The sequence below is a fragment of the Sinorhizobium sp. B11 genome (assembly GCA_039725955.1).
Classification (GTDB): Bacteria; Pseudomonadota; Alphaproteobacteria; order Rhizobiales; family Rhizobiaceae; genus Rhizobium.
Genome location: CP091034.1, coordinates 1,070,407 through 1,096,628 on the forward strand (window position 1 = coordinate 1,070,407; position 26,222 = coordinate 1,096,628).

Genomic DNA, 26,222 nt, shown 5'->3' on the forward strand with positions numbered 1-26,222 from the left:
TTTTAGCATTTTTGGGCTGTGGAAGGCGACTTTGCCTTATCCTTTCCTTAAGCCGCGAGGGCCTATTGTCCGGGTCAATGAAAGGCCTTTTCGGGCAGGTATTGCGTGCGTGTATTGAGTGACATTGGCGGTTGGGCGACAGCCCTCGTGGACCGGGCAGCTGCAAGCTGGCTTTCCCGCACGAGCGGCGGCGAAGCTGTGCGTCAGAGCGAGCTCACCATTCTGCGCCGCCTGGTCTTCCTCTCCTCTGCCGCTCTTGTCGCCGCTCCGGTCGGCCTCTCCATCGTTACCAGCCCCGCAGTTGCACTGCCGGCCGGCGTCGCCACGGTCTGCGCCGCCTTTCTTTTTTCTGCCGTCGGCAGCATTGCGCTCGCCCGCCAGGCTATTCCACAGCACGTAGCCGCAGCCAGTGCCGACGATCTCTTCCTTGAGATGAGCCCGGGCCTCGTCCTCTTCCTCGATCCGCTTGGCAGCGTGACGATGGCCGGCGGCCGCGACAAGCGCGACTATCTCGTCTGGATGCGCGACCTGAAGGGCCGTGGCTTCTTCGAGCAGGTGCATGTTTCCGATCGCATCCTTTTCCTGCAGGCGCTGGATGCGCTGCGCCAGGGCGAGGAAAAGGCGACCGTCGATCTCAGGCTGGAACGCCCCTCCGTCTCGCGCGATAACAGGCAGTTCGCTTATCTGCGCATGGATATGACCGCACGGCGTGATGTCGACGGCATGCTTTCGGCCGTTATTGCCCAGTTGCATGATGTTTCGGTGGAGCAACGGCTTCGCGCCGAGGCGCAGACGCGCGCGGCAGATGCGGAATCGGCCAACGATGCCAAATCCCGTTTCCTCGCCGCCGTCAGCCACGAGTTGCGCACGCCGCTGAATGCCATCCTCGGCTTTTCGGATATCCTGATCGGCGAATATTTCGGCAAGTTCGAGAACGAGCGCCAGCGCGAATATGTCGGCCTGATCCGTGAATCCGGTGCGCATCTGCTTTCCGTCGTCAACACGATGCTGGACATGAGCAAGATCGAGGCCGGCCGCTACGAGCTGATGCTCGAGCCTTTCGATATCGGCGCATCGATCCGGTCCTGCGAATCCATGCTGGCGCTGCAGGCCAAGAGCAAGGGCGTGACGCTCACGAGCCGTGTCCAGCGCGGTATCGCAGAGGTCGTGGCCGATCAGCGCGCGCTGCAGCAGATCCTTATCAATCTTGTCGGCAATGCCGTGAAATTCACCGAAACGGGAGGCGTGGTCACCGTCGATGCGGCCATGCGCGACGGCATTCTGAAGCTCACTGTCAGCGATACCGGCATCGGCATTCCTGCCGACAGGCTCGCCACACTCGGCCAACCTTTCGTCCAGATCCAGAACGATTATACCCGTCGATTCGAGGGCACGGGTCTTGGCCTGTCGCTGGTCAAAGGCCTTGTCGCCCTGCATGGCGGCAATTTCGCCATTGCCAGCCAGCCTGGCGAGGGCACGATCATCACCATCGAGATTGCGGCGGACGGTTCCGGAGCCCCGGCGGCAGAAAATGCCGGCCAGGTGGAAACGGTCGAGTTTCCGCCGCGGCTGAAGGGCGCGGCGGGCGCCGCAGAACTGGAAGAGGGGCTTTTCGATGGCCGCGCGCAAGCGAAAATCGCCTAAGGGCAGGAAGGGACGGCAGCAGCCGGGCCTTGTGATGACCGGTGCGGCAGCACTCGGCGGCATTGGCCTGCAGGGTGCGACTGCGCTGGGTGGCCTCGGTCTTCAGGGCGCCGGTGCGCTTGGAGGCGTCATCGGCCGTAATCCGTCCATTGCCGGCGGCACGATCGCCTTCGTCGTCATTTTCTCCTTCGTCGCTGCCAACGCACTCTGGTATCAGCCAGGCGCGCATCCGCATCCGATTTTCCGTACCCGCGATCCGGGCGCGCCGACCGCCATAGGCTTCCGCCCGCAGGTTGAGCCGCAGGGCGATGTCACCACGTTCCGCATCGAGCGGCCGGACGACGCCGCGGCAACGACCCAGACCACGCCGCCATCTGCCGCGGCCGGCCAGCAGCCGAGCCAGCTCGTGATGGACATCCAGAAGGAACTGATCCGCCGCGGCCTCTATAACGGCAATGCCGACGGCGTCATCGGCCCGCGCACCAGCGCAGCCATCCTTTTCTTCGAGGAAACGGTTGGCATGGCGCAAAGTGGCGATGCGACGCCCGACGTGCTTGCTGCGCTCAGAACCGATGCAGTCGGTCCCTCGACCGTCCCGCCGGAGAAACCTCGGGAAGACGTGACGTCGAAGGCGACGGAGGAAGATCCGGTCGCAGCCGCAATCCGCAGCGCCGAAAAGACCGTCAAGACGGCGCCCTCAGGGCCGAAACAGGTTCCGCTGTCAGGCATTTCCAGTGTCGATTTGGTGCTGAAGATCCAGAAGGGCCTGGTCAACATGGCCTACGCCAATGTCGGCGTTGACGGTGTCGCCGGCGAACAGACCCGCGCCGCCATCCGGCACTTCCAGAAGCACTACAATCTCCCGGAAAATGGCGAACCCAGCGAAGCCGTCCTGAAGAAGCTCAAGGAAATCGGTGCGCTCTGAGCAATAACGGACTGAAATCAGCCTTGCCGCGGCAGGGCTGACGGCTGGCTCGCCAACCGCAGGAGCCGGTAGTCCACCGTTCGCACCCGACCTTCGACATCGACCACCTCTTCGATCGGCCCGACATTGATAGCGGCCGAAGTCCGGTAGCGCTTCGGCGCAATGCCGGTCACGCGCTTGAACGCATTGCTGAAGGCGCTCTCCGAGGTATAGCCGAGTGAAAGCGCCAGCGAGGAGACCGGCATCGATCCCTCGCGCAGCGCCCGCTCGGCAAGGCGCATGCGCCAGGCGGTGAGATAGGTGAGTGGGGCAACGCCCGCGACCGTCTTGAAGCGCAGGGCGAAGCTGGTGCGCGACATGCCGGCGGATTTCGCGAGCTCTCCGAGCTGCCAGTCATGCGCTGGGTCTGAATGCATCAGTCGCAGCGCCGGCGCGATCTTCTCGTCGCCAAAGGCGCGCAGCCAGCCGACCGTCAGCGGCTCCGACGTCATGATATGGGCGCGCAGCACCTGCACGAAGATGAGCTGAGAAAGCTGGGCCGAGGCAAGCAGCGCGCCCGGTTTGCCGGCCGCCATTTCCCGCACCAGCTGGTCCAGCAGCCAGCGCAGCACGCCGGCCTCGGCAAGGGTCGCCCGCACATGGATGACCGGAGGCAATACGTCGAGCAGCAGCGCCGTGCCGGTCGGCCCAAGCGCGATATGCCCGCCGATATAGAGGAAATCCTCGCCCACGCCATGCCGCGCCATGCCATTGACCTTCTTCTCCTTGAAGGTCGTGACGGCATCGGCGGGCTTCATCGCAAGATCGGTCGCCAGCATGAAGGAATGCTTGCCGTTGAGCAGGACGACGTCGCCGGCTTCGAGCAGGATAGGCTCGCTGCCATTGTCGAGCACCAGCCAGCAGCGGCCTTTGGCCACCGCGCTGATCTTGATGCGGTTCGGCTGCGGAAAGGCAAGCGCCCAGGGGCCGCCGGCAATCAGACCGCCCGCCATCAGGCAGCGGGCATCGAGCAGGCTGAGCATTTCGGAGAGGGGATCGCTTGTCATCTTTGTACGATGGCGCAAGAAATCGGGATTTACAAGCATTCAGAATCCCACCTGCCGGACATAGATATTTCCCGACCAGAGCAATTCCGGCAGACATGTGCAGCGGTTTTGAGTCTCGAACTGCATAAAAACAAAGAGATAGAGCATTTCCGTCACCCACGGGACGGAATCCTCTTGAAAGGAGACATTTCATGTCCACTCCCCAGGCTCCCATTGGTTCACGTTTCGGTGCAGCGTCCACGGCGCAAGAGGTGATTGCCGGCCATGACCTCACCGGCAAGGTGGCGATCGTCACCGGCGGTTATGCCGGTCTCGGCCTCGAAACCGCCCGCGTGATGGCGGCCGCCGGCGCCAAGGTGATCGTGCCCGCCCGCAATATCGAGAAGGCGAGGGCGGCGGGCGAAAACGTGCCCGGCCTGGTATTCGCCTATATGGACCTGAGGGATCCCAATTCGATCGACGAGTTCGCCGATTGTTTCCTCGAAGACGACAAGCCACTGCATTTCCTCATCGACAATGCCGCCGTCATGGCCAACCCGCTGACGCGCGACAGCCGCGGTTATGAATCGCAATTCTCCACGAACCATCTCGGCCACTTCCAGCTCACCGCGCGGCTCTGGCCGGCGCTGGTGAAGGCGGAAGGCGCGCGTGTGGTTGCCGTCTCCTCGCGCGGCCACGTCCGCTCTGGCGTCGATTTCGACGATCCGATGTTCGAGAACCGCGAATACCTGCCCTATGTCGCCTATGGCCAGTCGAAGACAGCCAATGCGCTATTTGCCGTTGCGCTGGACGCTTTGGGCGCAAGAGAGGGCGTGAGGGCCTTCTCTCTTCATCCGGGCGGTATCGTCACGACCGATCTCGTCCGCCACCAGTCGCGCGAATATCTGCTGGCGAGCGGTTATGTGGATGCCGACGGCAACCCCGTCATCGACCCTGAAAACAACAAGAAGACCATTGCCCAGGGTGCGGCAACCACTGTCTGGTGCGCTGTCAGCGATGAGCTGGATGGCATGGGCGGCGTCTATTGCGAGAACTGCGATATCGCCAAGGCCGTGCCTGCCGACTCCGAGGAACTGCTCGGCGTGCGCCCCTGGGCGACCGATCCCGAGCTTGCCGAGCGCCTCTGGCAGATGAGTGAGAGACTGACGGGCCTGACGCAGAGCTGAAGGCTTAACGGGGCAGGGGTCTAAGACCTAAGTATAAGCGCCGCTATTCTTAGCCAGTTGTTAACCATGTTGCTTGAAGCTTCCCTAATGTAGCTTGGGGGAGCTCGATCATGCAGGCGTTGAAGGCGGTGGAGGAGAATGCCGTAAGCCCGGCTTACGAGCCGGATGGACCGGATCGCGACGCGCTGCGCCATATCCTCTCGCGTCTTGCCGAAGAGGCCTCCACGCTCGGCGTCGACCTTGTTGATATAGCCGGCGCCATCCAGGACATGGCGGCAATGTCCGCCCGCCATGCCGCCGCCTTCGATGAGGTCACCCGCACGGCCCTTTCCATCGCCGAGACCAATCGCTCCGTTGCCGTTTCGTTGCGTGAGACCGACAGTACCGCGACGCAAGCGCGCCACATGCTGAAGGAATCGGCCGATCGCCTGTCCGGCTCGGTCTCGGAAATCCGTCACATGGTCCAGTCCTCGGAAGAGATCAGCACGGAAATCTCCGGCTTCTCCCGCTCGCTGACCGATGTCGACAAGGTGGCCGCCGAAATTAGCACCATCGCCCGCCAGACCAATCTTCTGGCGCTCAATGCGGCAATCGAGGCCGCTCGTGCAGGCGAGGCTGGCAAAGGTTTTGCCGTCGTCGCCTCCGAGATCCGCGCCTTGTCGCTGCAGACCTCCAAGGCCACGGGCTCCATCCAGGAAACGCTGGAGCAGCTTCGGCTCAAGATCGATCGTCTCTCGACTGTCGGCGGCGGCGCCCGCAAGAGTGCTGCCAGCGTCAGCGAAAAGTCCGAAGCGATGCGCGGCGCCTTCGAAAGCATGGAACATGTGATTACCCGCATCCTCGATTCATCCGCGGTCATGGCCAACACGACCGAGGCCGTGGATCGCGATTGCGCCGGCTTCGTCGCCAAGCTCGGCGAAATGTCGGCCGAGGTGCTGGATTCCAACGGCCGGCTGCAACAGGCGGCAAAACGCGTCGACAGCGTCGTCGGCCTGTCGGAAACGCTGATCCAGCTGACCGCGAGCGCCGGCGTGGAAACCGCCGACCGCCACTGGATCGAACAGGCCCAATCCGTCGCCGGCCAGATATCGCATGCCCTGGAGCGTGCCGTCGCCGAAGGCGCAATCGGCATGGAGAGCCTGTTCAACCGCCACTACCAGCCGATATCGGGCACCGATCCGGTACAGATGATGGCACCCTTCACTGAACTCGCCGACCGGCTGCTGCCGCCGATCCAGGAGCCGGTGGCGGGTTCCGACCAGCGCATCGCCTTCTGTGCCGCCATTGATGAAAACGGCTACCTGCCGACCCACAATCGCAAGTTCTCCGAGCCGCAGCGGCCGGGCGATGTCGTCTGGAATACTGCCAATTGCCGCAATCGCCGCATCTTCAACGATCGCGTCGGACTTGCTGCCGGCAGAAGCACTGCGCCCTTCCTTGTCCAGACTTACCGGCGGGACATGGGCGGCGGTAACTTCGTCATGATGAAAGATATTTCCGCCCCGATCACAGTCCGCGGTAGGCATTGGGGTGGTTTGCGGTTGGCGGTAAAAGTATAGCGTTGCCGCCATCTGCCATCCGGTCTATGTCCCGCCCATGAGATTGCGCGCCGATATCTACGTTTCCGCTCTCGTCCGCAGGGTTTTCTCCGCCGGCGATTTTGCTGCCGTGGAGAAGAAGGGCGCGGAAGAAGCTGGCGCGATCTTCATTCGCCAGCGCTTCCGTGACGGGCTCGAAACCCTCTATGCGCCGGCCCCGCAAAGCTTCTTCGACGAGGAGAGCAGCGGCGACCGGCTGTTCGAAATCAGGCTGGAACGCGCCGAGCCCGAGAAGGTGCAGGAAATGCTGGAGCGCGAGCGCAAGTTCGACCCGGATCTCTGGATCGTCGAGCTGGAGGCGGACGAGGTCTCGGAACTCATCCCGATGGCCAGCTGACGGCTTGCCTTGAATTTACGCCAATTCCCGCCTAGTTTACCGCCATCCGCAATACCAACAGGATGTGTGCTCAATGGATATGAACCTGATCGCAACGCCAATTTGCCTTGCCATCGGGGATTTCCATGCCTGCATCCATTACAGTTTCCAATCTTTCGTGGTCCACGCCTGACGACCGGCCGCTTTTCTCCAATATCGATCTGAGCTTCAACGCGGAGCGCGCCGGCCTTGTCGGTCGCAATGGCGTCGGCAAGACAACGCTCCTGAAGCTCGTCGCCGGCGAACTGCAGCCGCAGACGGGCTCCGTTGCCGTATCCGGCACTATCGGCATCCTGCGCCAGAGTGTGCAGGTTGGGCCGGATGAAACGGTCGCCGATCTTTTCGGCGCAACGCAGGCGCTTGCCATTCTCAGCCGTGCCGAAAGCGGCGAAGCCACTGCCGATGAGCTTGCTGTTGCCGACTGGACGCTCGAAGCCCGCATCGAAGGCGCACTGGAACGTGCCGGTCTTGCCGCCGGGCCGCAGACTTTGCTCGCAACACTCTCCGGCGGCCAGCGCACGCGCGGGGCATTCGCCGCCCTGATCTTCGAAGAGCCGGATTTCCTCATCCTCGACGAGCCGACCAACAATCTGGACCGGGAGGGGCGCGAAGCGGTGATCTCGCTTCTTGGAGGCTGGCGCCACGGCGCCCTGGTCGTCAGCCATGACCGCGAACTGCTGGATACGATGGATGCGATCGTCGAGCTGACGACTTTGGGCGCCACCCGCTATGGCGGAAACTGGAGCGATTACCGCGCCCGCAAGGCGCTGGAATTGGCCGCCGCCGAGCACGATCTGGCGTACGCCAAAAAGCGCGTGGCGGAGGTCGCCCGCAGTGCCCAGGAAACGGCCGAGCGCAAGGCCCGCAGGGACAGTGCCGGCAAGAAGAAAGCGGCCAAGGGCGACATGCCGCGAATCGTTGCCGGTGGTCTCAAGCGGCAGGCCGAAAATACCAACGGCGAGAATGCCCGCCTTGCCGAACGCCGCCATAGCCAGGCGCTTGAGGATGCCGAGGAGGCCCGCAAACGCATCGAGGTCCTGCAGCCGCTCTCTGTCAAGCTGCCCTCGACCGGCCTGCCGCCGGGCAGATCGGTATTGAAGATCGACGCGGTGACCGTCGGCTACGAAATCGACGAGCCGATCATCCGTAAACTGTCCGTCGATATGACCGGACCCGAACGCATCGCAGTCACCGGCCCGAACGGCTCGGGCAAGACAACCCTGCTGGCGTTGATCGCGGGCGATCTCCAGCCATGGGAGGGAGCGGTGCGTGTTTTGACCTCTTTCTCGATGCTCGACCAGCGCGTCAGCCTGCTCGACCCCGAAACCTCGATCCGCGACAATTTCCGTCGGCTGAACCCGCAATCGGATGAGAATGCCTGCCGCGCAGCCCTTGCCCGTTTCATGTTCCGGGCGGATGCTGCGCTGCAGATCGTCTCTACCCTGTCAGGAGGCCAGCTTCTGCGCGCCGGCCTTGCCTGCGTTCTCGGCGGTGCGACACCGCCGTCGCTACTGATCCTCGACGAGCCGACCAATCACCTCGACATCGATTCCATCGCGGCCGTCGAAGCAGGCCTCAGAGCCTATGACGGCGCGCTGCTGATTGTCAGCCATGACGAGGTGTTTCTGGAGATGGTCGGCATCACGCGTCGGCTGGAATTGCCTGGGAGAAAGTTACTCGAATGAGATACCGAGCAGCTTTTCGCTCAGCGTCCAGAGTCTCGCGGCGGCCTCCTCGTCCATTGCCCAGGGCATGACGCCGCGCAGCTCCGTCGTATCGGCAGGCAGCGCCTCGGCAATATCGCAGTCCTCGCAATAGACGCCGCCCATGCCGTCGAGCTGGCGGCTCGTCGCACACCAGACGGTGGTTGCCGCACCCTGTTCGATCGTCTTGAAGAGGGCCGCGATATGCGAGGGTATATTGCCGTCGGCATCGCGGAAGCCGATCGCTTCCATATCCGCGTCCGAGACATAGCGGGTCAGCTCCGTCCGGATCGAGCCGGGGTGGACCGAGAATGCGCGTACGCCATGTTCTACCCCGCGCCGGTCGAGCTCGAGTGCGAAGAGTGCGTTGGCGGTCTTCGACTGGCCGTAGGATTTCCAGGCATCGTAAGGTCGGCGCTGATAATTCGGATCGTCGAAATTGATGGCGGAGAAGCGATGCGCGCCCGATGACAGTGCCACGACGCGGGCATTGCCGGAGCGCTTCAGCGCCGGCCAGAGCCATGCTGCAAGCTGGAAATGACCGAGATGGTTGGTCGCAAACTGCCGCTCGAACCCTCTGTCGTCATGGGCAAGCGGCGTTGCCATGATACCGGCATTGCCGATGAAGAGATCGAGCGGCCGGTGGCTCGCGGCAAATTCCCGGCCGAAGGCATTGATCGAGGCCGGGTTGGAAAGATCGAATGAATGGATCTCGATACGCGGCAGGTCTTTGAGCGCCGCTTTGGCCTTCTCGGTATCACGCGCCGGCACAATGATCGAAGCTCCGGCCCCCGAAAGCACACGCACCGTCTCCAGGCCAAGGCCGGCATAGCCGCCGGTAACGACGGCAAGCTTGCCGGTGAGATCGGCATTGCCGAGCGCTTCTTCTGATGTCGTCGAGCGGCTGAATCCGGAGGGAAGGGGATATTGGGAAGTCGGCATGAAGTCCTCGCATTTGTCTTGTGGGCGGCTTGTCCGCTCCTACTGGACTAGACCTAGGCCATCCGATGTAGGATTATCCATGCGCTGAAATCCAATCTGCTTGCGTGATCGTCCTAAATGTTTCCTGTCGACCCTCTCTCCGATGTCCTGTCGCTGCTCTCGGCCAGGAGCCTGCTTTCCGCCAGTCTCAGAGCCAAGGGTGACTGGTCCATCCGCTTTGCCTCCGATGGCGTGAAATTCAATGCAGTGCTCGAAGGCGGCTGTTATCTGGTCTCCGAGGGAAGTGAACCACGCTGGCTGGAGGCCGGCGATTGCTTCCTCCTGGTCAATTGCGGCACCCATATCCTGTGCAGTGACCCCTCGCTGACGCCGCTTTCGCCGTCCGAGGTATTCGGACCCGACCATGTCGGTTCCGTCCATGCTGACCTGCCGGGGGAATGCCTGTTTGCCGTCGGCGGGCGCGTGACCTTCGATGATGCCGATGCCGGCCTGTTGCTCGATGCGCTGCCTCCTATCCTCTTCGTCAGTGGCAAGTCGCGGGAGGCAGCCGCCATCCGCTGGCTGCTGTCGCGTCTGGGAGAGGAATGGGATGAGAAGCGCGCCGGTGGGTCGGTTGCGGCGGATCATTTGGCCCAGCTTCTCTTTGTGGAGCTCATCCGTGTCTGGCTAGCTCAGGCCGAGACGGCAGCGCCGGGCTGGATGCAGGCCTTGAACGACCGGCGTGTTGGCGCGGCGATCCGATTGCTGCACGGCGATCCCGCGCGAAACTGGCGGCTGCAGGATCTGGCGGATGCGGCCGGCATGTCGCGCTCCAATTTCGCACTGCGGTTCCGGGAGCTAGCCGGTATCTCACCGCTCGATTATCTGCTGCGCTGGCGCATGCGGCTTGGCGCGAAGGCGCTACGGTCAGGCGCGGAGCCGATCTCGGCGATTTCCTATTCGCTGGGCTATCAATCGGAAAGCGCTTTCAGCAATGCGTTCAAGCGTATCACCGGCGTTGCGCCGCAGCAGTACAGGCGCGATCACCAGATGGCTACAGCATCGGCCCGAAAATCGGAATCGATTTTCGGAAAGCCTGATGCGTAGAATCAAAGAGTTAGAGCGTCCTTTGTGCGTCCGAACGGACGCACAGCGCTCTAGCGCGCCCGGTTGACGCTCTTGAGGTCGCGCAACGGCGCCTGCCGGATGAAGCGATAGGCTGGAGCCTGCGCCTGGGCTGCAGGAGCTGGTTTGGCTGCGGCCGGACTGTCCGGATTGTAGGTGTAGCTGTCGGCCCGCCGCCAGGCCTCGACACGGGCATGGCACTCTTCCGGGTCCAGCGCATCGAGGACGAGGAAGGCGCGGCTGACATTGTGCTGCACCTCGGCAAGATGCGGATAGAGCTTTTCCAGCACGAAGACGGAGTCAAGAAAGCCCATGCCAAGGCTTGTCAACGTCGTCGCGAGCTGCTGGCCGGAGAGGTCGAGCATGATACGTTCTGCAAGCCAGCGGCTGGCTGACAGCGCATCGGCAAGTGCGGTGGCGAAATGCGTGGCTTCCCGAGAGCGGGCAAAGCGCACCAGCAATGCCTCTTGGATGTCGGTTAGCGAACGAAGGCCAAGCCGGTCGTCGTCATCGCGGCCAAGATGGCCGGCAAGGCCGCGGATGCGCTCGCGCAGCGCCTCTTCATTGGCGAGACGCTGGGCTTCTTCCTGGTCCATTTCCGGCGGAGCGGGCATCGGCGAAAGAGGCATGGGCGGCTGTTCGGCAGGTGTGGCGGCGGAAGGACGCGGCTCGGCCTGTCGCAAGGCCACCAGCGCATCGATGACCTTGGGCGAGAGAGAGTCCCGGCTGACGATCGCCTTCACATGCGATGCACCGTGGGTGCGGGCAATCGTGATCAACGTATCGTCGCCGATTGCCTTGGAGGAGGTGAGGAAAGGAGCGGCGATTTCGATCGGCTGGTTGCCGATAAAGAGGGCGACTGCTGCCGGCATGTTCTCGCACTGGGAAAGTGCGGCGACGGCCTGGCGCCGTGCTTCCTCGGAGGATGCCTGGAAAAGCGGCATGAAGAGTTCGGCAAACTGGCGCAGTTCGGAGCGTGTCGGATGTGACAGGTTCTCGAAACTGCTGACAGTCGCCATTAACACCACGTCCTTCTTCCTGATGGCCAACGGGCCCTCTAGGTCTCGAAACCGGTCACGCACAAGCACACCCTGAAAACGCAGAACAAGCGGGACACCGTGGGCCGACAAGCGCTGGCGGGGCGCGCGTCAGACCATACGGTTATGAACAAATCCTACACCGGCACGGTTAATGCATGCTGAAGATTCTATTAAAATGCAACAGAAATATACACGTTTCGCGTGTCGCATAATAATAAGCCGGCAAAATAAAATCACGTGCCCCCGGAACACGGGGATTCGCAGTTTCCAGACATGCGGATAAATAGCCGGCAAATAATCTATAGGCCGGTGCGGCCGTTGAGTGCCGACAGAAGCTTGTCGTACTCGTGGTGGCCCGACTGGTAGAGGTCGAGTGCGGTCGAAGCAGCGAACTGCGCCTCGACACTTCTGATGTCGATATGTCTTTCAGCGCACCACGCATTTAGCACGCCACTTAACACGTCCAAATCCTCTGACGTGAATGCGCAACCATATAAAAAGGGCATGGGCTGCTCTCCGTATGACAGCAAGAGCACGTATGACTTCCAAGCGGCCATCGCCTTAAAAGCTTTGGGCCGATGGAGTTACGATACACCCATCCATCCTAGCCGCAATTCATATTTTAATGATGCATATTTGCAACAGTGGGGGCTTGGGCGACGTTTCAATGGTGGGGAGCCATTAACTATATGAATTATCTCTAATTTTATCGGACGGCTTTCAGCCTGTCTTTTCTTTTCCGCGGCTGAAACCAAACAACCGTTCTGCGCGTTATCTGAGTGCCGAGCAGGCTGCCCAAAGCAGCGGCTGAATATTAGTAATCTGTTAACGGTCGTGTGTCTCAATTCGGACAGGAACGACGCGATTTGGGAATATGGATCGTGGAAGCTCCGCAACATCACGGTATTTCGGTAGGTGCCGTGAGAAAGGCGCGAATGCCCTCGGTCCGGTTCATCCGGCGCTTGAGGACGCGCTGGCCCGCAGCAAGGCGGGCAGGGTGAAATCCAACGCAAGTTCATCCGTCTCGGGCAGTGCATGGAGACGAGAATGGCAATTGTAGTCGCATTGGCGGACCGGCTGCCGCAGGCGCCGCGTCGCTCGGGCAAGGAGCCCGGTGAGGCAAAAATACTCTGGTTCACCGGCGTCCGTTACGAACGGATCGTCGAAACCCCGAAGAAAAATCCGGCGCATTCTGCGCCGCGCGTCAAGAATAAGTAATTCACGAAAACAACCCTAGCGGGCGTCGAGTTCCTCGCAGCCCGCTTCCGTCAGGAAGGCGCGCGCAGCCTCGTCGAAGCTTGCCTGCGGCGCCAGCGTGCGCAGCACCGCATAGCCCTCGGGATGCGCCATCTCGACCATGATCGTCTGCTCCAGCTCTTGCGGCAGGTTCTTGCGAAGGTCCGTCAACTGGATCGGGCCTGCTGCGAGAACATCGAGAGCGCCGCCGACAGAGGTGCGGTCGTTCATGCTGAAGACCTCGTTCGAAGCGCTGTCATAGATCGCGATCGACCAGAAGGGCACATTTCCCTTGGCGGTGAAGTGCACCGGATCCTCGCCCACATCGAAGGAGCAGACGGCCGTGCGCACGAAGGGATCGCCATTGGCGAGCCCTGCTTCATCATATCGGCCGGTCAGCAGATAGAAATTGTTCGGATCGCCCTCCGCCTCCACGCGCGTCGCGGCATCGCGGCCGGTGAAGTGCGGCAGCGCCAGAATGATCACGAGATGCAGAAGCGCTGCGCCGAAAAGCCCGGCGAGAAGGGCAAAGAAGACCCTAAGCATTGCCGCATCCGATCTTGGTCAGTTTCGGCATCGACAGGTCGATGACGCCGGAGCTGCCGGCCGTTGGCGTGTCGAACAGCGTCAGCACGAGCCGGAACGTACCGGCTTGCGGCAGTGCCAGCCAGTTGCCGGGCTCGGCCCGCGTCGCAATGTCGATGGTGAAGCTGCTGTCCGGCTGGCGAAGGACCGTCCATGAATTCAGCGCCGCCGGCAGGGCCTGCTGCAGGGAGGCGGGATTGCCGGCATTGTCTGCGGTAAACAGGGTCCACAGCCGTGCCGGCGGCGTCTGGCCGCTGATGCGGTAATGGCAGGCAGCGTTCAGCCGCTCGCCGCTGTCGTCCACGCTTGCTGTAAAGGTCAGGCCTTCGGCACTGCCATAGAGCAGCTTTCCGGCGCGCGCGCGATGCGACTTCGCATAAGGGTCGGCGTCGACGGTCTGGAGTTCCGGAAAGGCCTCCCAGGCGCCGAGCTTGATCGCTCCGAATCCCTGCGTCGCATCCAGCGCGTAAAGCGAGATCATGATGCCGCCGCCGAAGGCGACGATCAGCGTGATCAGGATGAAAAGGGGAAACCGAAACACCTTGCGCCCTTGAAGATCAAACTTGAAGATCAAATCAGTTGAAAGGGTTACCACTGATTCTGGCAGGGTGGAATGCCATGGGGCGATGTGTCCCCCAACTCTTGGCAAGTCGAAGGGCGGTCCGACTAAAACAGCGGAAGCATCATTCCGCGCTCGCCACCTTCTGCACCTCGAGCGGCGCAGCATCCTTCAGCTTCTCGCCGATACCCTTGAGAATGTTTGTCGATTGCACCGACAGCATGCGCGGGCGGACAAGGGTCGGCACGCCGTCCTTCGGCTTGTTGGCCTGTGCCTTGGCGACATCCTTTTCGGATGGCAGCGGGTTTTCGATGCCGGGGATCGGGCGCAGCGTGACGCCCTGATGGGCATAATCCATGGCGCGCTTGAAGGTCATGGCCGGCAGCGAGCCGCCGGTCATGTTGTTGGTCGACGTGTAGTCATCGTTCCCGAACCAGACGGCACAGGTATAGTTGCCGGTGAAGCCCACGAACCAGGCATCGCGATAGGCCTGCGTCGTGCCCGTCTTGCCGGCGGTGACGACGCCGTTGTCGAGGGCTGCCTTGCGCGCCGTGCCCACATAGGGCACCCGCGACAGCATCTGGTTCATGTAGCTGTCGGCCTGTTCGGACAGCACCCGCCGGGCGGGCGGCTCGTCACGATCGAAGTCGTAGAGAACGTCGCCGTCATAATCGAGAACCTGCGTAATGCCATGGCGACGGGACTGATAGCCGCCGGTCGGGAACACGGCATAGGCGGTCGCCTGGTCCAGCACCGTCACCTCGGACGTGCCGATCGGGATCGTCACGTCGTCGCGGATCGGCGTTTCGACGCCCATGGCCTTGGCCATGGCGCGGATCGGCTGGATGCCGAGCTTCTCCTTGGCAAGGCGCACCGGGATGGTGTTGATCGACTGGGCGATCGCAGTCTCCAGCGTGATGCGGCCGGCATAACGGTTTTCGTAATTGTGCGGGCTCCAGTTGCCCCAGGAAATCGGCGCGTCGATGATCGTCGTTTTCGGCGTCATCCCGCTCTCCATGGCCACCGAATAGGTATAGACCTTGAAGGAGGAGCCCGGCTGGCGCAGCGCCTTTGTGGCGCGGTTGAACTGGCTCTCGCCATAGTCGCGTCCGCCGACCATGGCGCGCACGGCCCCGCCGTTTTCGATCATCACCATCGCGCCCTGCTTGGCGTGATAGGCCTCGCCATATTCGCGCAGCGACGTCTCGATGGAATCGTCGGCCGCCTGCTGGATGCCCATGTCGATCGTGGTGCGCACGATCAGCGAGCGCTGGTGGAAGCGCGGCGACAGGCGCTGTACCTCGTCGAAGGCCCAGTCGAGGAAGAAGTCGGGCGATTCCACCTCGTTGCGGTCGACGACATTGGCCGGATTGCGCCGTGCCGCAATCACCTGACCCTCGGTCATCAGCCCGCTCTGCACGAGATTGGTCAGCACCTCGTTGGCGCGGCCGCGGGCGGCCGGCAGGTTCACATGCGGCGCATATTTGGCAGGCGCCTTGAACAGGCCGGCGAGCATGGCGGATTCGGCCAGATTCACATCGGTGATGCTCTTGCCGAAATAGAATTGCGCCGCGGCCGCCGCGCCGAATGTGCCGCCGCCCATATAGGCCCGGTCGAGATAGGTCGCGAGGATCTCTTTCTTGGAGAGATTGGCTTCCAGCCAGAACGCCAGGAAAGCTTCCGTGATCTTGCGGTCGATCGAGCGCTCGTTGGAAAGGAACAGGTTCTTGGCGAGCTGCTGCGTCAGCGTCGAGCCGCCCTGCACGACTTCGCCGGCCTGAGCGTTGGTCACCATGGCGCGGAAGAGGCCGATCACGTCGATGCCGAAATGGTCGAAGAAGCGCCGGTCTTCTGTGGCGATCACGGACTTGATCAGGGAATCCGGCAACTCGTCGATCGGCACGGAATTCTGGTGGATGACGCCGCGATGGCCGATCATGTTGCCGTAGCGGTCGAGGAAGGTGACGGCAAAATCGCCGCGGTTGCGCCAGTCTTCCTTGGTGGCCTCGAAAGCCGGCTGGGCGAGCGCCAGCATCAGCACCATGCCGACGGCGCCGAGCGTCAGCCCTTCGCCGGCGAGTTCGAACACCGCACGTTTCCAGCCGCGAACGCGGAAGCGGCGGAAGAAGATAGTCGTGTCTTCCCAGATTTCTGCGGCGCGAAAACCGGCATTCCAGACGGTCGAGTCGATCCACGAATCGATGCGCAGCAGCAGGTGACGGTTTTTCGACTGCTGCTTGCCATGCCCGTTTTCCGGGCCTTCTGAACCAACATCTGACCCATTATTTGGGTTGTCCGGATCCTGCACGTCCTATATTCCCGCCTGAGCACGCTCGGCGACCGTAAAATCCGGACGCCGGAGCGGGGCCTGAAAGGGGCCGCAACTCTCCGGATAGCCGGAGCAAGTTGAATAATTGGTTGATTTTGCGCACAAGAACAAGAGAGTTGAACGGTCGTCACGCGAATTTGCGGGCGGCTGTTGCAAGAAACGAACGATGAACGATCTGCCCTTCTGGAAGCGTAAGACACTTGCCGAAATGAATGCCGAGGAATGGGAAAGCCTCTGCGACGGCTGCGGCCTCTGTTGTCTGAACAAGATCGAGGAATGGGATAGCGGCGATGTCTATTTCACCTCGATCCGTTGCAAGCTGCTCGACAGTGAAAGCTGCCGCTGTTCCAGCTACCCGAACCGCTGGGATTTCGTGCCCGACTGCGTTCAACTGACCAGGGAAAACGTTCCCGAAATCGCATGGCTGCCGCCGACCTGCGGCTATCGGCTCGTCAATGAGGGCCGTGATCTCTATTGGTGGCATCCGCTGGTCTCAGGCGATCCCGAGACGGTCCATGCCGCCGGCATTTCCGCCCGCGGCCGCACCATCAGCGAAAACGAGGTCGCTGTCGACGATTTCGAGGATTACGTCGTCGACTGGCCGCTGACGGTCGGAGATGATGCCAAAGAGCCCGAGGAAAAGGCCGGCTGACCGTCATGACCAGGTGCTGTGAGGGATCTGGAACAGATGCCTTATGCGCGTCGTCAGCGTCGTGGGATGGCTGGCTTCGGCCGACACGCCTGCACTGAAGTGATGCTTCTCGGATTCGATCCGGCGAGACAGCAGCAGACCAAGCTCTTCGGCAAGTGCCGGCCGCTCCTGCATGATCGCCGCGAGGTGATCCTTGGCGATTTCGTAGACCACGACGGATGTCAGCGCACGGATATTGGCCGGCTCCAGCGCACCCATCAGCACGCCGCGTTCGCCGAAGAGATCACCGGGCGCGATTCTGGCGAGTTCGATCGTCTCGTTGCCTTCCTTCCGCTCGACGACGGCAACGCCGCGCCGCACGACCATCAATGATGTCAGCGACGTATCCTGCGTGGCGATCAACGCATCCTTCCTGAAGGTCAGCCGCTTCATGTCGGCCGCAAGCGATTCCTTTTCGTCTTCCGTCAGCGTCGAGAAGAGCGGAATGGCGTTGAGCAGGCGCCAGGCCGAGTTCGGATGTTTCCCGGCGTCCTCCGGCGGATCCGCAGCCGGGGGAAGCGACGACCCTGCAGGTGACGCAAGCTGCAGGCCTGACGCCTTGATGTGACGATAGACGAGATCGTAGACTTCGTTCCGGGCAGCGGTCGCCTCGCCCAGTCCGGAGACACGGAAGGAGAGCTCGAATTCGATGGCACTGCTGTCCAGCCCGGTGACGCTGACAGTCGGGACGGGGGACTTCAGGATGGCGTTGCTGCTCAAGAGTACCGTGCGCATCGTCTCCTCGATGGTCGCCGGCGGGCTTGAAGGCACGACCCGGATTTTCAGCGAGACGCCATGGGCTTCTTCAGGGCTGGTCAGGTTCGTCAGCCGCGCCTTGGCGAGTGCGCTATTGGGTACGATGACAAGGTCGTTTGTGCCGTTCAGGAGATGAGTGGAGCGCCAGTTCGTCTCCACCACGCGGCCCTGCACGCCGTCTTCGAGAACGATCCAGTCGCCGACGCTGTAGTGCCTGCCGAGATTGAGCGCGACGCCCGAGAATACGTCATTCAGCGTACTCTGAAGCGCAAGGCCAAGCACGATGGCGAAGACACCCGATGTCGCAATCAGTGTGCCGATCGGCGCGCCGAAGACGTAAGCCACGACCGACAGCCCGGCGCCGAGATAGATGATGCCGACGACGAGATCCTGCAGCAGCCGTGCCTCGCGCGGCTTGCGCTCGAAGATCAGGAAGAGCCGCACCGAACTCGCCAGTACCATTGCGCCACCGATCCACCAGACGGCCTTGGCGACCCCGACGAAAATGCGCCGGAAAAGATCTTCGGCCTTGCCCATGTCGGACGTATAGGGGGCAATCTCGTGTTTCACGAGCAGCACGGTCAGCAGCGCGAAGAAGATGAAGTTGGCGATCAGGCGGAAGGCGGGTTCCCGTCCGAAAATGAACCGCGCCGCGGCGCTGGCCAGAACGAGAACAATAAACTGGTACAGCGGATCTTCGAGCGTCTGCCATGACATGCAGGACATCCTGATTGGGGGTTGGACCCTATATCACGGAAGAAGAAGTCCTGTCCTCTGACACGAATGGATAGGGTGTCGTGACCGCTGACAACGCCGGCCGGGATTTTTGCCCGGCCGGCCATTTGATGGCTATTGCGCCGCGTAGGCTTCCAGCGCCTGGACGAGCTTCAGCCCCGCTTCGGCGCGGACCGTGTTCGGATAGTTCCGGTTCGCCAGCACCGTCAGGCCGATATGCAACTTCGGCACCAGCACGACATAGGCGCCGAAACCGTTCGTCGATCCCGTCTTGTTCATCAGCACCGCCGTCTGCGGCGCAAGCGGCTTTGTCCGTTTTTTCACAGGCTGGCTTTCCAGGCTCATCTTTGCGGAATTGCCGTCGAGAAGCTGCTTTAGCGCGACGGGCCAAGCATATTGCTCCCAGACCATGTCCTGCGTGTAATAGGCCGTATCGAAATATCCCTTATGCGTTTTCTCGATCGCAGCCCTGAATTCAGGTGCAAGAGCGTCCGGCTTCAAATTGGCGTCCAGCAGATGCACCATGTCGCGGGCCGTGGTCTTGATGCCGTAGGCCTCGTCGTCGAGGACGCCAGGTCCGACGCGGATCGGCTTGTTCGCCTTGCCATAACCGAAGGCGTAGCGATCCATGGCATCAGGCGGAACCGCGATGAAGGTGCTTTTCAGACCGAGGGCGGGAAACAGCTGCCCTTCGGCGGCTTGCCGGTAGGTGCCGCCGAGACGCTGTCCGGCAATACGCCCGAGCAGGCCGATGCTGACATTGGAATAGGAGCGCATGGTGCCAGCCTTGTAGGCCGGCTTCCAGCTCTTCAGGTAGGTCATCAGCTCGCTATCATCCGTCACGCTGTCTGGAACCTGCAGCGGCAGGCCGCCTGATGTATGGGTGGCGAGATTGACGAGGGAGATCTTGTCGAAGGCGCTGCCCTTGAGCTCCGGCAGGTAGGTCGAAACCGGCTGATCCAGCGATAGCAGGCCGCGCTGTTCGGCAACGGCGGCAAGCATGACATTCAAAATCTTGCTGACGGAGCCGAGTTCGAAGATCGTGTCACTGGTGACCGGCGCTTTCGTCTCGCGCGAGGCTTCCCCGCGGATATAATAGAATTCCGATCCATTGATCGTCACGCCGACGGCTAGTCCCGGAATGTCGTATTCCCTGATCACCGGCTGAAAAACGCGATCTGCTATCTCCTGGAATGCCTTGTCCGTCATGTCTGCCGCGTGAAGCGGGCTCGCCGACAAGGCGAGGGCGATAAGGCAATGTCTTGTGTTCATCGGACGGTTCCTCTTTGCGCAGCCGGCGATACGGCCGACACGCCGTCGATAGCGTGGCCTTTTGCCCCTCCACAAACGATAAGAACTCGCAGGAGGCCCTAGTTTAATTTGGGCTTGAGAGCCGCAAGAAAGAGCCGCAGTTCCCGCTCCACGTAATCGGCAACCGCGCCATCGGACGAGAAGCCCCACCAGAGCAGCGATCCCTGCCATTGCGAGAGCATCAGCCTGGCAATGGCCTGTGCTTGACTGTGCCCTTCGAAACGCTCGGCAAGTGCCGAGATCAGCGCGGTCCCCCACGCCCCGCCGCGGGCACGCAACACCGGGTCGCGGAAGTCTTCGCGCAGCAGAAGCAGGCCTTCCGCATAGGAGGCGGGGGTATCTCCATAGTCCTGGGAAAGGGCGGCGAGAAGCGCGATCGCTCCATCCGAGGTCTTCGGCAACGTGTCGGCAAGCCGGGCGGTTTCAGCATCCAGCCGGTCCCAGGCGTGGAGCAGGGCGGCGCGCAACATGCCGGCCTTGGTGGCGAAGCGCTGCACCAGCGTCGAACCGGAAAGGCCGCTCGCCTTCGAGACCGCCGCAAAGGTCACCGCATCCGGTCCCTCCGACTGGATCACATCGAGAACGATCGAAAGCAGCTGTTCGTCGGAAAGCGTGCGCGGACGCGGCATGAAGTTCCCTCTTGCGCTCGCCTTATTTATGAACGAACATTCGTTTATATACAAGCGAGCCGATCGATATGGCCAATTCTTTCTAGCGGGGAGGACAGCGAAGTGACAGTGAACTTGAATGGAAAGGTAGCGCTCGTTGCCGGCGGAACGCGTGGTGCCGGTCGTGGTATTGCGGTGGAACTGGGCGCGGCAGGCGCGACCGTCTATGTGACCGGCCGCACGACACGCGCGCAGCAATCCGAATATGGCCGGCCCGAGACCATCGAGGAAACAGCCGAATTGGTGAGTGCGGAGGGTGGGCGCGGCATCCCGGTGCAGGTGGACCATCTGGTGCCCGAGCAGGTCGAAGCGCTGGTTGCCCGCATCCGAGCGGAGCAGGGCAGGCTCGATATTCTCGTCAACGATATCTGGGGTGGCGAACATCTGACGGAATGGAACAAACCGGTCTGGGAACATTCTCTCGACAAGGGCCTGCGCATGCTGCGGCTTGCAATCGACACCCATTTCATCACCGCCCACTATGCGCTGGCGCTGATGATCGAGCAGCCGGGCGGCGTGCTGGTAGAGGTCACGGATGGCACGGCGGATTACAACGCCACCCATTATCGCCTCTGTCCCTATTACGACCTGGTGAAAACAGGCACGAACCGCATGGCCTGGGCGCATGCCAAGGATCTGGCAGCCCATGGCGCCACTGCCGTCTCACTTTCGCCCGGTTGGATGCGTTCGGAAATGATGCTGGAAATTTATGGGGTTAAGGAAGAAAATTGGCGTGACGGTACGAAAGTCCAGCCGCATTTCGTCATATCGGAAACGCCGCGTTTCACCGGCCGAGCCGTCGCCGCACTCGCTGCCGATCCCGATCGCAACAGATGGAACGGCCAGTCGCTCTCGAGCTTCCAGCTGGCCGATGCCTATGGTTTCACCGATCTCGACGGCACCCGGCCGGATTGCTGGCGGTATCTCGCCGAAGTGCAGGAGCCTGGCAAGCCGGCAGATGACGCTGGCTATCGCTGATCCGATGGACTGCGGCCCTGGGCATTGATCGGCCGGCGAATCTGCTAGTCTGCTCCCTGAAAGGGAGCTCGCACGACTTTGCGTATCATTTCACTGAATGCCTGGGGCGGCAGCATCCACGCGTCGCTGATCGACTATCTCGCGCATGCGGAGGCCGATGTCTTTTGCCTGCAGGAGGTGGTCCGCTCGGCGCCCGATACGCCGGAATGGCTGGAATATCGCGACGGCGGCACTCGGTTGGCCCAGCGCGCCCGTCTCTATGACGAAATCGCTGCCGTTCTTCCCGATCACGACGGTTATTTCATCCCGTTTGCGCGCGGCGACCTCTTTCACGGCGAGACCCTGTTCCCGTCCGAATTCGGGATCGCCACCTTTGTCCGCAGATCCTATCCTGTCATCGCGCAGGCGGCGGATTTCATCCATGGCCGTTTCTCGCCGGATGGCTGGGGCGAGCATCCGCGCTCGCGCAATGCCCATTGCATCCGCCTGTTCGATTATGCCGGCGGCTTTTCCGTCACCATCGCCCAGCTTCACGGCCTGCGCGATCCCGCCGGCAAGGGCGACATCCCGGCACGTCATGCCCAGGCGGATGCACTCGTCGAGCTGATCGAACGCGTCTGGCCGGGTGACGAACGCCTCGTCGTTTGCGGCGATTTCAATGTGCTGCCTGACAGCATAAGTTTCGAAAAGCTCGGCCGCCTCGGCCTCAACGATCTCGTCACCAGCAGGGGTTTTACCGATACCCGCACCTCGCTCTATCCGAAGGAAGGGCGCTTTGCCGATTATATGCTGGTGACGCCAGAGGTCGTGGTGGAGCGCTTCGAGGTCGTCGAACAGCCCGAAGTTTCCGATCACCGGGCGCTTTTGATCGAGCTTGCCTGAGCAATTCCGAAGGCGAGAAGCGGTTTTGCGTCCGGAATGGCGCAGGAATTAGCGCAGCTTGAAATGCCGGTTGAGGTCGGCGATCTGCTCCTCGTTCAGCTGCCGCACCTTCATGCCGCGCGTGATGATCGAAAGCTTCGCCGCCTCTTCCAGCTCTTCGATGGCGAAGACGGCAGAGTCGAGCGTGGCGGCCGAAACAATGGGCCCGTGATTTTCCAGGAGCACGGCGCTGTGTTCGCCCGCAATCTCGGCAATCAGCGGCTTCACGTCTGTTGAGCCCGGCCGCGTATAGGGCACGACCGGCACTTTGCCGACGCGCATGACCACATAGGGCGTCAGCGGCGGGATGGCGTCCTTTGCATCGGTATCCGCAAGGCAGGAAAGGGCAGTCGCATAGGTGGAGTGCAGGTGCACCACGGCGCCTGTTTGCGGCCGCTTTTCATAGAAGGAGAAATGCAGCGGCAGTTCCTTGGTCGGCGCATCGCCCGACAGATGCCTGCCGTCGCTATCAAGCTTCGACAGCCGCTCGGGATCGAGGAAGCCGAGGCAGGAATTGGTCGGCGTCGCGATATAGCCTTCTGCGGTGCGCACGGAAATATTGCCGGAAGAGCCGGCCGTAAGCCCCCGGTCGAAAAGCGATTTTCCCCAGCGTACGATGGCTTCACGCAGTAGGGTCTCACTCATGGCCTGCAATCCTGTCCAATGCCTTGGCGAAAAAGTCGGGCGCGCCGAAATTGCCGCTCTTCAGCGCCAGTCCGATCGGCTGCATCGGGTGGCCGCGTTCCGACACCAGCACCGGCACGCCGGGATCGATCTCGGCGCCGATGATCATATGCCTGAGGCCGAGCGCCTCGACCACCGCGCCTGAGGTTTCGCCGCCGCCGACGACGATCAGCTGCGTGCCGGAATCGGCAAGCCGTTTGGCAAGGCCGCCGAAGAAATCCTCAAGAATCTTCGCCGATTCCTCGCGGCCGAAGCGCTGCTGCACGAAACTCACGACTTCAGGCGAGGAGGTGGAATAAACGATCGGATTGTCGGCCGCATTGGAGGCAACCCAGTGGGCGGCATGCTCCACCGACATGGTGCCGCGCACGATCGCTGCCGGATCGATCGAAAGGCCTGGATGGTTCTGGAGATGGCAGGCGACCTGGTTCTGAGAGGCGAGCGAACAGGAGCCGCAAAGGATGACACCAGGCCCGCTGACGACAGGCACTTCGGCCGGGGCACCGGAGAGCTTGCCGCGCCTGGCGAAATTGCGCGCCAGCCCCTGGGCCAGTGCCGACCCGCCGGTTACGAGTTCATGATCGGCGACGGCTTCGCCGATAGTCAGCAGATCGGCATCCTCGATCGCATCGACGACGACGAGACGATTGCCATCGGTCAGCTCATCGCGCAGCCGGCGGCGGATGGCTTCCGAACCCTGGCGCACCGTATCGAGCGTGATGCCGCCGACACCGCCGCGCGTCTGCAGCCGCAGCCAGCGGCGAATATCCGGATCGGTCATCGGCGTCAGCGGATGGTTCTCCATGCCGGATTCGCTGAGCAGCTTGTCCTTGACGAAGAGGTGACCCATGAAGACCCGTCGGCCGGTTGCCGGAAAGGCCGGGCAGACGACGGTGACATTGGCGCCGGTCAGTCGCTGCAAAGCTTCGGCCACCGGGCCGATATTGCCTTCAGGCGTGGAATCGAAGGTCGAGCAATATTTGAAGAAAATCTGCTCACAGCCCTGATCCAGCAACCAGCGTGCCGCATCCATCGATTGCCACACCGCTTCCTCGGCCGGTATCGAGCGCGTCTTCAGCGCCACTACACCTGCTTCGCAATTGACCTTGCCGCGGCCGGGGCCGACGAACTGCATCGTCGACATGCCGCCGCGGGCAAGGGTGTTGGCTAGATCGCTGGCGCCGGTAAAATCGTCGGCAATGGCTCCAAGCAGCATGTCAGGTGCGCTCCGGTAGACTATTGTTCAATTCGTCCTCGATATGGACGCGGATGGTGTCATCAAGGGATGTCCCGGCTGTGAAACCGGGCAAAAGGGTGCGGCTGGCATCGAAACTCTGCGCCGATCACAAGGATTTTCATTTGAAACGGTCCTCCGACCGATGAAGTGAACGCAAACCAGAACGCGTTGTCGCCTGAGTCGGCAGACATAGTGCGTTTCCAGTTAAGACCAGCCGGGCACGGCTGTCACGCAATTTCGGGCAGAGGGCGCACCTTGCTTCGAGAGCGGTTTCGCGGCAACAAGCAGGGCATGAGCATTCCGACAGACTATCCGTTCGACTTCGACCCCACCTACGGGATGACGCTTGCCGATCTGCAGGCCATCCGCCCGCCGGAGGCGCCTGAGGGGTTCGATGCCTTCTGGCAGAAGCGTTATGCGAAGGCGCTGGCGGTCAAGCCCGGGCCACGCCTGAGCCCGAGCAAGGATACCCATCCGGATTGGCAAGTGCGCGATATCGTCTACACCTCCACTGATGATATCAGCATCGGCGGCTGGCTGCTCACGCCCCGCAAGGGCGAAGTCAGGCGCGCCCTCGTCGTCGGCCACGGCTATGGCGGGCGCGACCAGCCGGAATTCGATATTCCGGTTGAGGAAACCGCAATCCTCTTTCCCTGTTTTCGCGGCATGTCGCGCAGCGCCCATCCGCCGATTTCGCCCGACGCCCCCGGGCATGTGCTGCATGACATCGATGATCCCGACCATTACGTGATCGGCGGCTGCGTCGAGGATCTGTGGGTAGCGGTATCGGCACTGCTCTCCCTTTATCCCTCACTCGACGGTCACATCGGCTATAGCGGGATCAGCTTCGGCGGCGGTATCGGCGCGCTCGCCATTCCCTTCGACAGCAGGATCGAGCGCGGCCATCTGACGGTGCCGACCTTCGGAAACCGCAAGCTCTGGCTGACATTGCCGACGGTAGGCAGCGCCCACTCGGTGCAGGAATACGCAAAGACCCACTCGTGTGTTTTGGAAAAGCTGCGCCTTTTCGATGCCGCAACGGCTGCGACCCGCATCTGCATACCGATGCTGGCCGCCGTGGCTCTCTTCGATCCAGCCGTCGCGCCGCCATGTCAGTTCGCGGTCGCAAACGCTTTGCCGAGATCAAAATTTAACGAAATCTTCATCCTGGATGCCGGGCATTTCGACTATGCTGATAGTGCAGTGCAGCAAACTGCGCTGCGCGAGCGAGTCGGGCGGTTTTTCAGGGGTCTATGAACCGAGAATATCTGCGCTGGTACAGCGATCGGCTCCATCGTGACATGGAGCTTCTGGTGTTCGGGCATGCCGGCGCCAAAGTTTTGATGTTCCCAACGCGGGAAGGGCGCTTTTGGGAATATGAACATCTCGGCATCGTCGCCAGCCTCGCTGAAAAGCTCGAGGCCGGCCATCTGCAATTGTTCTGCATCGAAGGCCTGGCGGGCGAGACCTTCTACGATTTCGGCCGTCACCCGGCCGATCGTATCCGTCGCCATATCGCGTTCGAGGAATATGTACTGAACGAGGTTCTGCCGTTGATGGAGAGCCGCAACGGCCACGAATGCACCATCGTGCACGGCTGCAGCCTCGGCGCCTTCCAGGCCGCTAGTCTCGTCTTCCGCCACCCGCATCTCTTTCGAAAGCTGGTGGCCTTTTCCGGCCGCTACGACCTGACGATGAAGGTCGAGTCCTTTGGTGATCTTTTCGACGGCTATTACGACGAGACGGTCTATTTCCACACGCCGACGCATTTCCTGCCGGGTCTCACTTCCGACTGGCGCCTGGAAAAACTGCGGCAGGTCGAAATCGTCCTGACGATCGGCAACGAGGATCCCTTCCTCGACAACAACCGCTATCTCAGCCGCATGCTCGCCGAAAAGGGCGTCGGCCATCAGCTGCATTTCTGGGATGGCAGGGCGCATCGCGCAGGAGCCTGGCGCCGGATGGCGCCACTCTATATTTAAACGCTG

At 61.8% G+C, this 26,222-nt stretch carries 25 protein-coding genes; 13 read left to right on the forward strand and 12 right to left on the reverse strand.

Features of this window, described 5'->3' with window-relative positions; all coding sequences use genetic code 11:
• Positions 1-105 precede the first annotated feature (105 nt).
• Together LVY75_15080 and LVY75_15085 are read left to right on the forward strand one after the other, a co-directional pair.
• Entirely contained in the window at positions 106-1,644 is a 1,539-nt protein-coding gene (locus tag LVY75_15080; GenBank protein XAZ24528.1) for a HAMP domain-containing histidine kinase, read from the forward strand.
• Positions 1,616-2,569 carry a peptidoglycan-binding protein gene (locus tag LVY75_15085; GenBank protein XAZ24529.1) on the forward strand — a complete coding sequence of 318 codons (954 nt, stop codon included), beginning with the start codon at positions 1,616-1,618 and terminating at the stop codon, positions 2,567-2,569. The genes LVY75_15080 and LVY75_15085 overlap by 29 nt, the downstream gene beginning before the upstream one ends.
• Before the next feature lie 17 nt (positions 2,570-2,586).
• Here the strand turns inward: LVY75_15085 and LVY75_15090 are convergent, their stop codons facing one another.
• On the reverse strand, positions 2,587-3,654 hold the full coding sequence (locus LVY75_15090) for an AraC family transcriptional regulator (protein XAZ24530.1): 1,068 nt from the start codon (positions 3,652-3,654) through the stop codon (positions 2,587-2,589).
• 152 nt (positions 3,655-3,806) lie between these two features.
• Here LVY75_15090 and LVY75_15095 point away from each other — a divergent pair, with 152 nt between their 5' ends.
• The 4 genes from LVY75_15095 to LVY75_15110 all read left to right on the forward strand — a co-directional run bounded on the left by LVY75_15095 (position 3,807) and on the right by LVY75_15110 (position 8,440).
• Positions 3,807-4,781, forward strand: coding sequence for an oxidoreductase (locus LVY75_15095; protein ID XAZ24531.1), 975 nt, complete (start codon positions 3,807-3,809; stop codon positions 4,779-4,781).
• Positions 4,782-4,891: 110 nt separating this feature from the next.
• Entirely contained in the window at positions 4,892-6,340 is a 1,449-nt protein-coding gene (locus LVY75_15100; protein ID XAZ24532.1) for a methyl-accepting chemotaxis protein, read from the forward strand.
• A gap of 37 nt (positions 6,341-6,377) precedes the next feature.
• Positions 6,378-6,716, forward strand: coding sequence for a DUF1491 family protein (locus tag LVY75_15105; protein ID XAZ24533.1), 339 nt, complete (start codon positions 6,378-6,380; stop codon positions 6,714-6,716).
• A gap of 125 nt (positions 6,717-6,841) precedes the next feature.
• On the forward strand, positions 6,842-8,440 hold the full coding sequence (locus LVY75_15110; GenBank protein XAZ24534.1) for an ATP-binding cassette domain-containing protein: 1,599 nt from the start codon (positions 6,842-6,844) through the stop codon (positions 8,438-8,440).
• On the opposite strand, the gene LVY75_15115 is transcribed toward LVY75_15110, so the two are convergent.
• Positions 8,429-9,400 (reverse strand): oxidoreductase, encoded by a 972-nt coding sequence (locus LVY75_15115; protein ID XAZ24535.1) that lies wholly within the window; start codon positions 9,398-9,400, stop codon positions 8,429-8,431. The two genes, LVY75_15110 and LVY75_15115, sit on opposite strands and share 12 nt — an antisense overlap.
• 117 nt (positions 9,401-9,517) lie before the next feature.
• Here LVY75_15115 and LVY75_15120 point away from each other — a divergent pair, with 117 nt between their 5' ends.
• On the forward strand, positions 9,518-10,486 hold the full coding sequence (locus LVY75_15120; protein XAZ24536.1) for an AraC family transcriptional regulator: 969 nt from the start codon (positions 9,518-9,520) through the stop codon (positions 10,484-10,486).
• Positions 10,487-10,536: 50 nt separating this feature from the next.
• Here the strand turns inward: LVY75_15120 and LVY75_15125 are convergent, their stop codons facing one another.
• Both LVY75_15125 and LVY75_15130 read right to left on the reverse strand, forming a co-directional pair.
• Positions 10,537-11,586, reverse strand: a complete 1,050-nt coding sequence (locus LVY75_15125) for a DUF2336 domain-containing protein (GenBank protein ID XAZ24537.1) — start codon at positions 11,584-11,586, stop codon at positions 10,537-10,539.
• 257 nt (positions 11,587-11,843) lie between these two features.
• Positions 11,844-12,050, reverse strand: a complete 207-nt coding sequence (locus LVY75_15130) for a hypothetical protein (protein ID XAZ24538.1) — start codon at positions 12,048-12,050, stop codon at positions 11,844-11,846.
• A 541-nt stretch (positions 12,051-12,591) separates the two neighbouring features.
• Between LVY75_15130 and LVY75_15135 the strand changes: the two genes are divergently transcribed.
• Positions 12,592-12,762, forward strand: coding sequence for a hypothetical protein (locus LVY75_15135; protein XAZ24539.1), 171 nt, complete (start codon positions 12,592-12,594; stop codon positions 12,760-12,762).
• A gap of 15 nt (positions 12,763-12,777) precedes the next feature.
• On the opposite strand, the gene LVY75_15140 is transcribed toward LVY75_15135, so the two are convergent.
• The 3 genes from LVY75_15140 to LVY75_15150 all read right to left on the reverse strand — a co-directional run bounded on the left by LVY75_15140 (position 12,778) and on the right by LVY75_15150 (position 16,232).
• The gene (locus LVY75_15140; GenBank protein ID XAZ24540.1) at positions 12,778-13,326 is read right to left on the reverse strand and encodes a DUF1254 domain-containing protein; all 549 of its coding nucleotides are present in this window, start codon (positions 13,324-13,326) and stop codon (positions 12,778-12,780) included.
• Positions 13,319-13,906: a DUF1214 domain-containing protein gene (locus tag LVY75_15145; protein XAZ24541.1), complete on the reverse strand. Its 588-nt coding sequence runs from the start codon at positions 13,904-13,906 to the stop codon at positions 13,319-13,321. The genes LVY75_15140 and LVY75_15145 overlap by 8 nt, the downstream gene beginning before the upstream one ends.
• A 142-nt stretch (positions 13,907-14,048) precedes the next feature.
• Positions 14,049-16,232: a penicillin-binding protein gene (locus tag LVY75_15150; protein ID XAZ24542.1), complete on the reverse strand. Its 2,184-nt coding sequence runs from the start codon at positions 16,230-16,232 to the stop codon at positions 14,049-14,051.
• A gap of 187 nt (positions 16,233-16,419) precedes the next feature.
• Here LVY75_15150 and LVY75_15155 point away from each other — a divergent pair, with 187 nt between their 5' ends.
• A complete protein-coding gene (locus LVY75_15155) occupies positions 16,420-16,905 on the forward strand; it encodes a YcgN family cysteine cluster protein (protein ID XAZ24543.1) in 486 nt (161 codons plus the stop codon).
• 3 nt (positions 16,906-16,908) lie between these two features.
• Here LVY75_15155 and LVY75_15160 read toward each other — a convergent pair whose 3' ends face one another.
• The 3 genes from LVY75_15160 to LVY75_15170 all read right to left on the reverse strand — a co-directional run bounded on the left by LVY75_15160 (position 16,909) and on the right by LVY75_15170 (position 20,375).
• Positions 16,909-18,417 carry a mechanosensitive ion channel family protein gene (locus LVY75_15160; protein ID XAZ24544.1) on the reverse strand — a complete coding sequence of 503 codons (1,509 nt, stop codon included), beginning with the start codon at positions 18,415-18,417 and terminating at the stop codon, positions 16,909-16,911.
• A gap of 132 nt (positions 18,418-18,549) precedes the next feature.
• The gene (locus tag LVY75_15165) at positions 18,550-19,707 is read right to left on the reverse strand and encodes a beta-lactamase (GenBank protein ID XAZ24545.1); all 1,158 of its coding nucleotides are present in this window, start codon (positions 19,705-19,707) and stop codon (positions 18,550-18,552) included.
• A 98-nt stretch (positions 19,708-19,805) separates the two neighbouring features.
• Complete coding sequence (locus LVY75_15170) at positions 19,806-20,375, reverse strand: TetR family transcriptional regulator (GenBank protein ID XAZ24546.1); 570 nt, start codon at positions 20,373-20,375, stop codon at positions 19,806-19,808.
• Between the two features lie 102 nt (positions 20,376-20,477).
• Between LVY75_15170 and LVY75_15175 the strand changes: the two genes are divergently transcribed.
• Both LVY75_15175 and LVY75_15180 read left to right on the forward strand, forming a co-directional pair.
• Entirely contained in the window at positions 20,478-21,392 is a 915-nt protein-coding gene (locus tag LVY75_15175; GenBank protein XAZ24547.1) for an SDR family oxidoreductase, read from the forward strand.
• A gap of 78 nt (positions 21,393-21,470) precedes the next feature.
• Positions 21,471-22,274 (forward strand): endonuclease/exonuclease/phosphatase family protein, encoded by an 804-nt coding sequence (locus LVY75_15180; protein ID XAZ24548.1) that lies wholly within the window; start codon positions 21,471-21,473, stop codon positions 22,272-22,274.
• 48 nt (positions 22,275-22,322) lie between these two features.
• Here LVY75_15180 and LVY75_15185 read toward each other — a convergent pair whose 3' ends face one another.
• The gene (locus tag LVY75_15185) at positions 22,323-22,958 is read right to left on the reverse strand and encodes an aldolase (protein XAZ24549.1); all 636 of its coding nucleotides are present in this window, start codon (positions 22,956-22,958) and stop codon (positions 22,323-22,325) included.
• Positions 22,951-24,213, reverse strand: a complete 1,263-nt coding sequence (locus LVY75_15190) for a four-carbon acid sugar kinase family protein (GenBank protein ID XAZ24550.1) — start codon at positions 24,211-24,213, stop codon at positions 22,951-22,953. The genes LVY75_15185 and LVY75_15190 overlap by 8 nt, the downstream gene beginning before the upstream one ends.
• 312 nt (positions 24,214-24,525) lie before the next feature.
• Here LVY75_15190 and LVY75_15195 point away from each other — a divergent pair, with 312 nt between their 5' ends.
• A complete protein-coding gene (locus LVY75_15195) occupies positions 24,526-25,491 on the forward strand; it encodes an acetylxylan esterase (GenBank protein XAZ24551.1) in 966 nt (321 codons plus the stop codon).
• Positions 25,488-26,216: an esterase gene (locus LVY75_15200; protein ID XAZ24552.1), complete on the forward strand. Its 729-nt coding sequence runs from the start codon at positions 25,488-25,490 to the stop codon at positions 26,214-26,216. Before LVY75_15195 ends, LVY75_15200 begins: the two co-directional genes overlap by 4 nt.
• Positions 26,217-26,222: the final 6 nt, after the last annotated feature.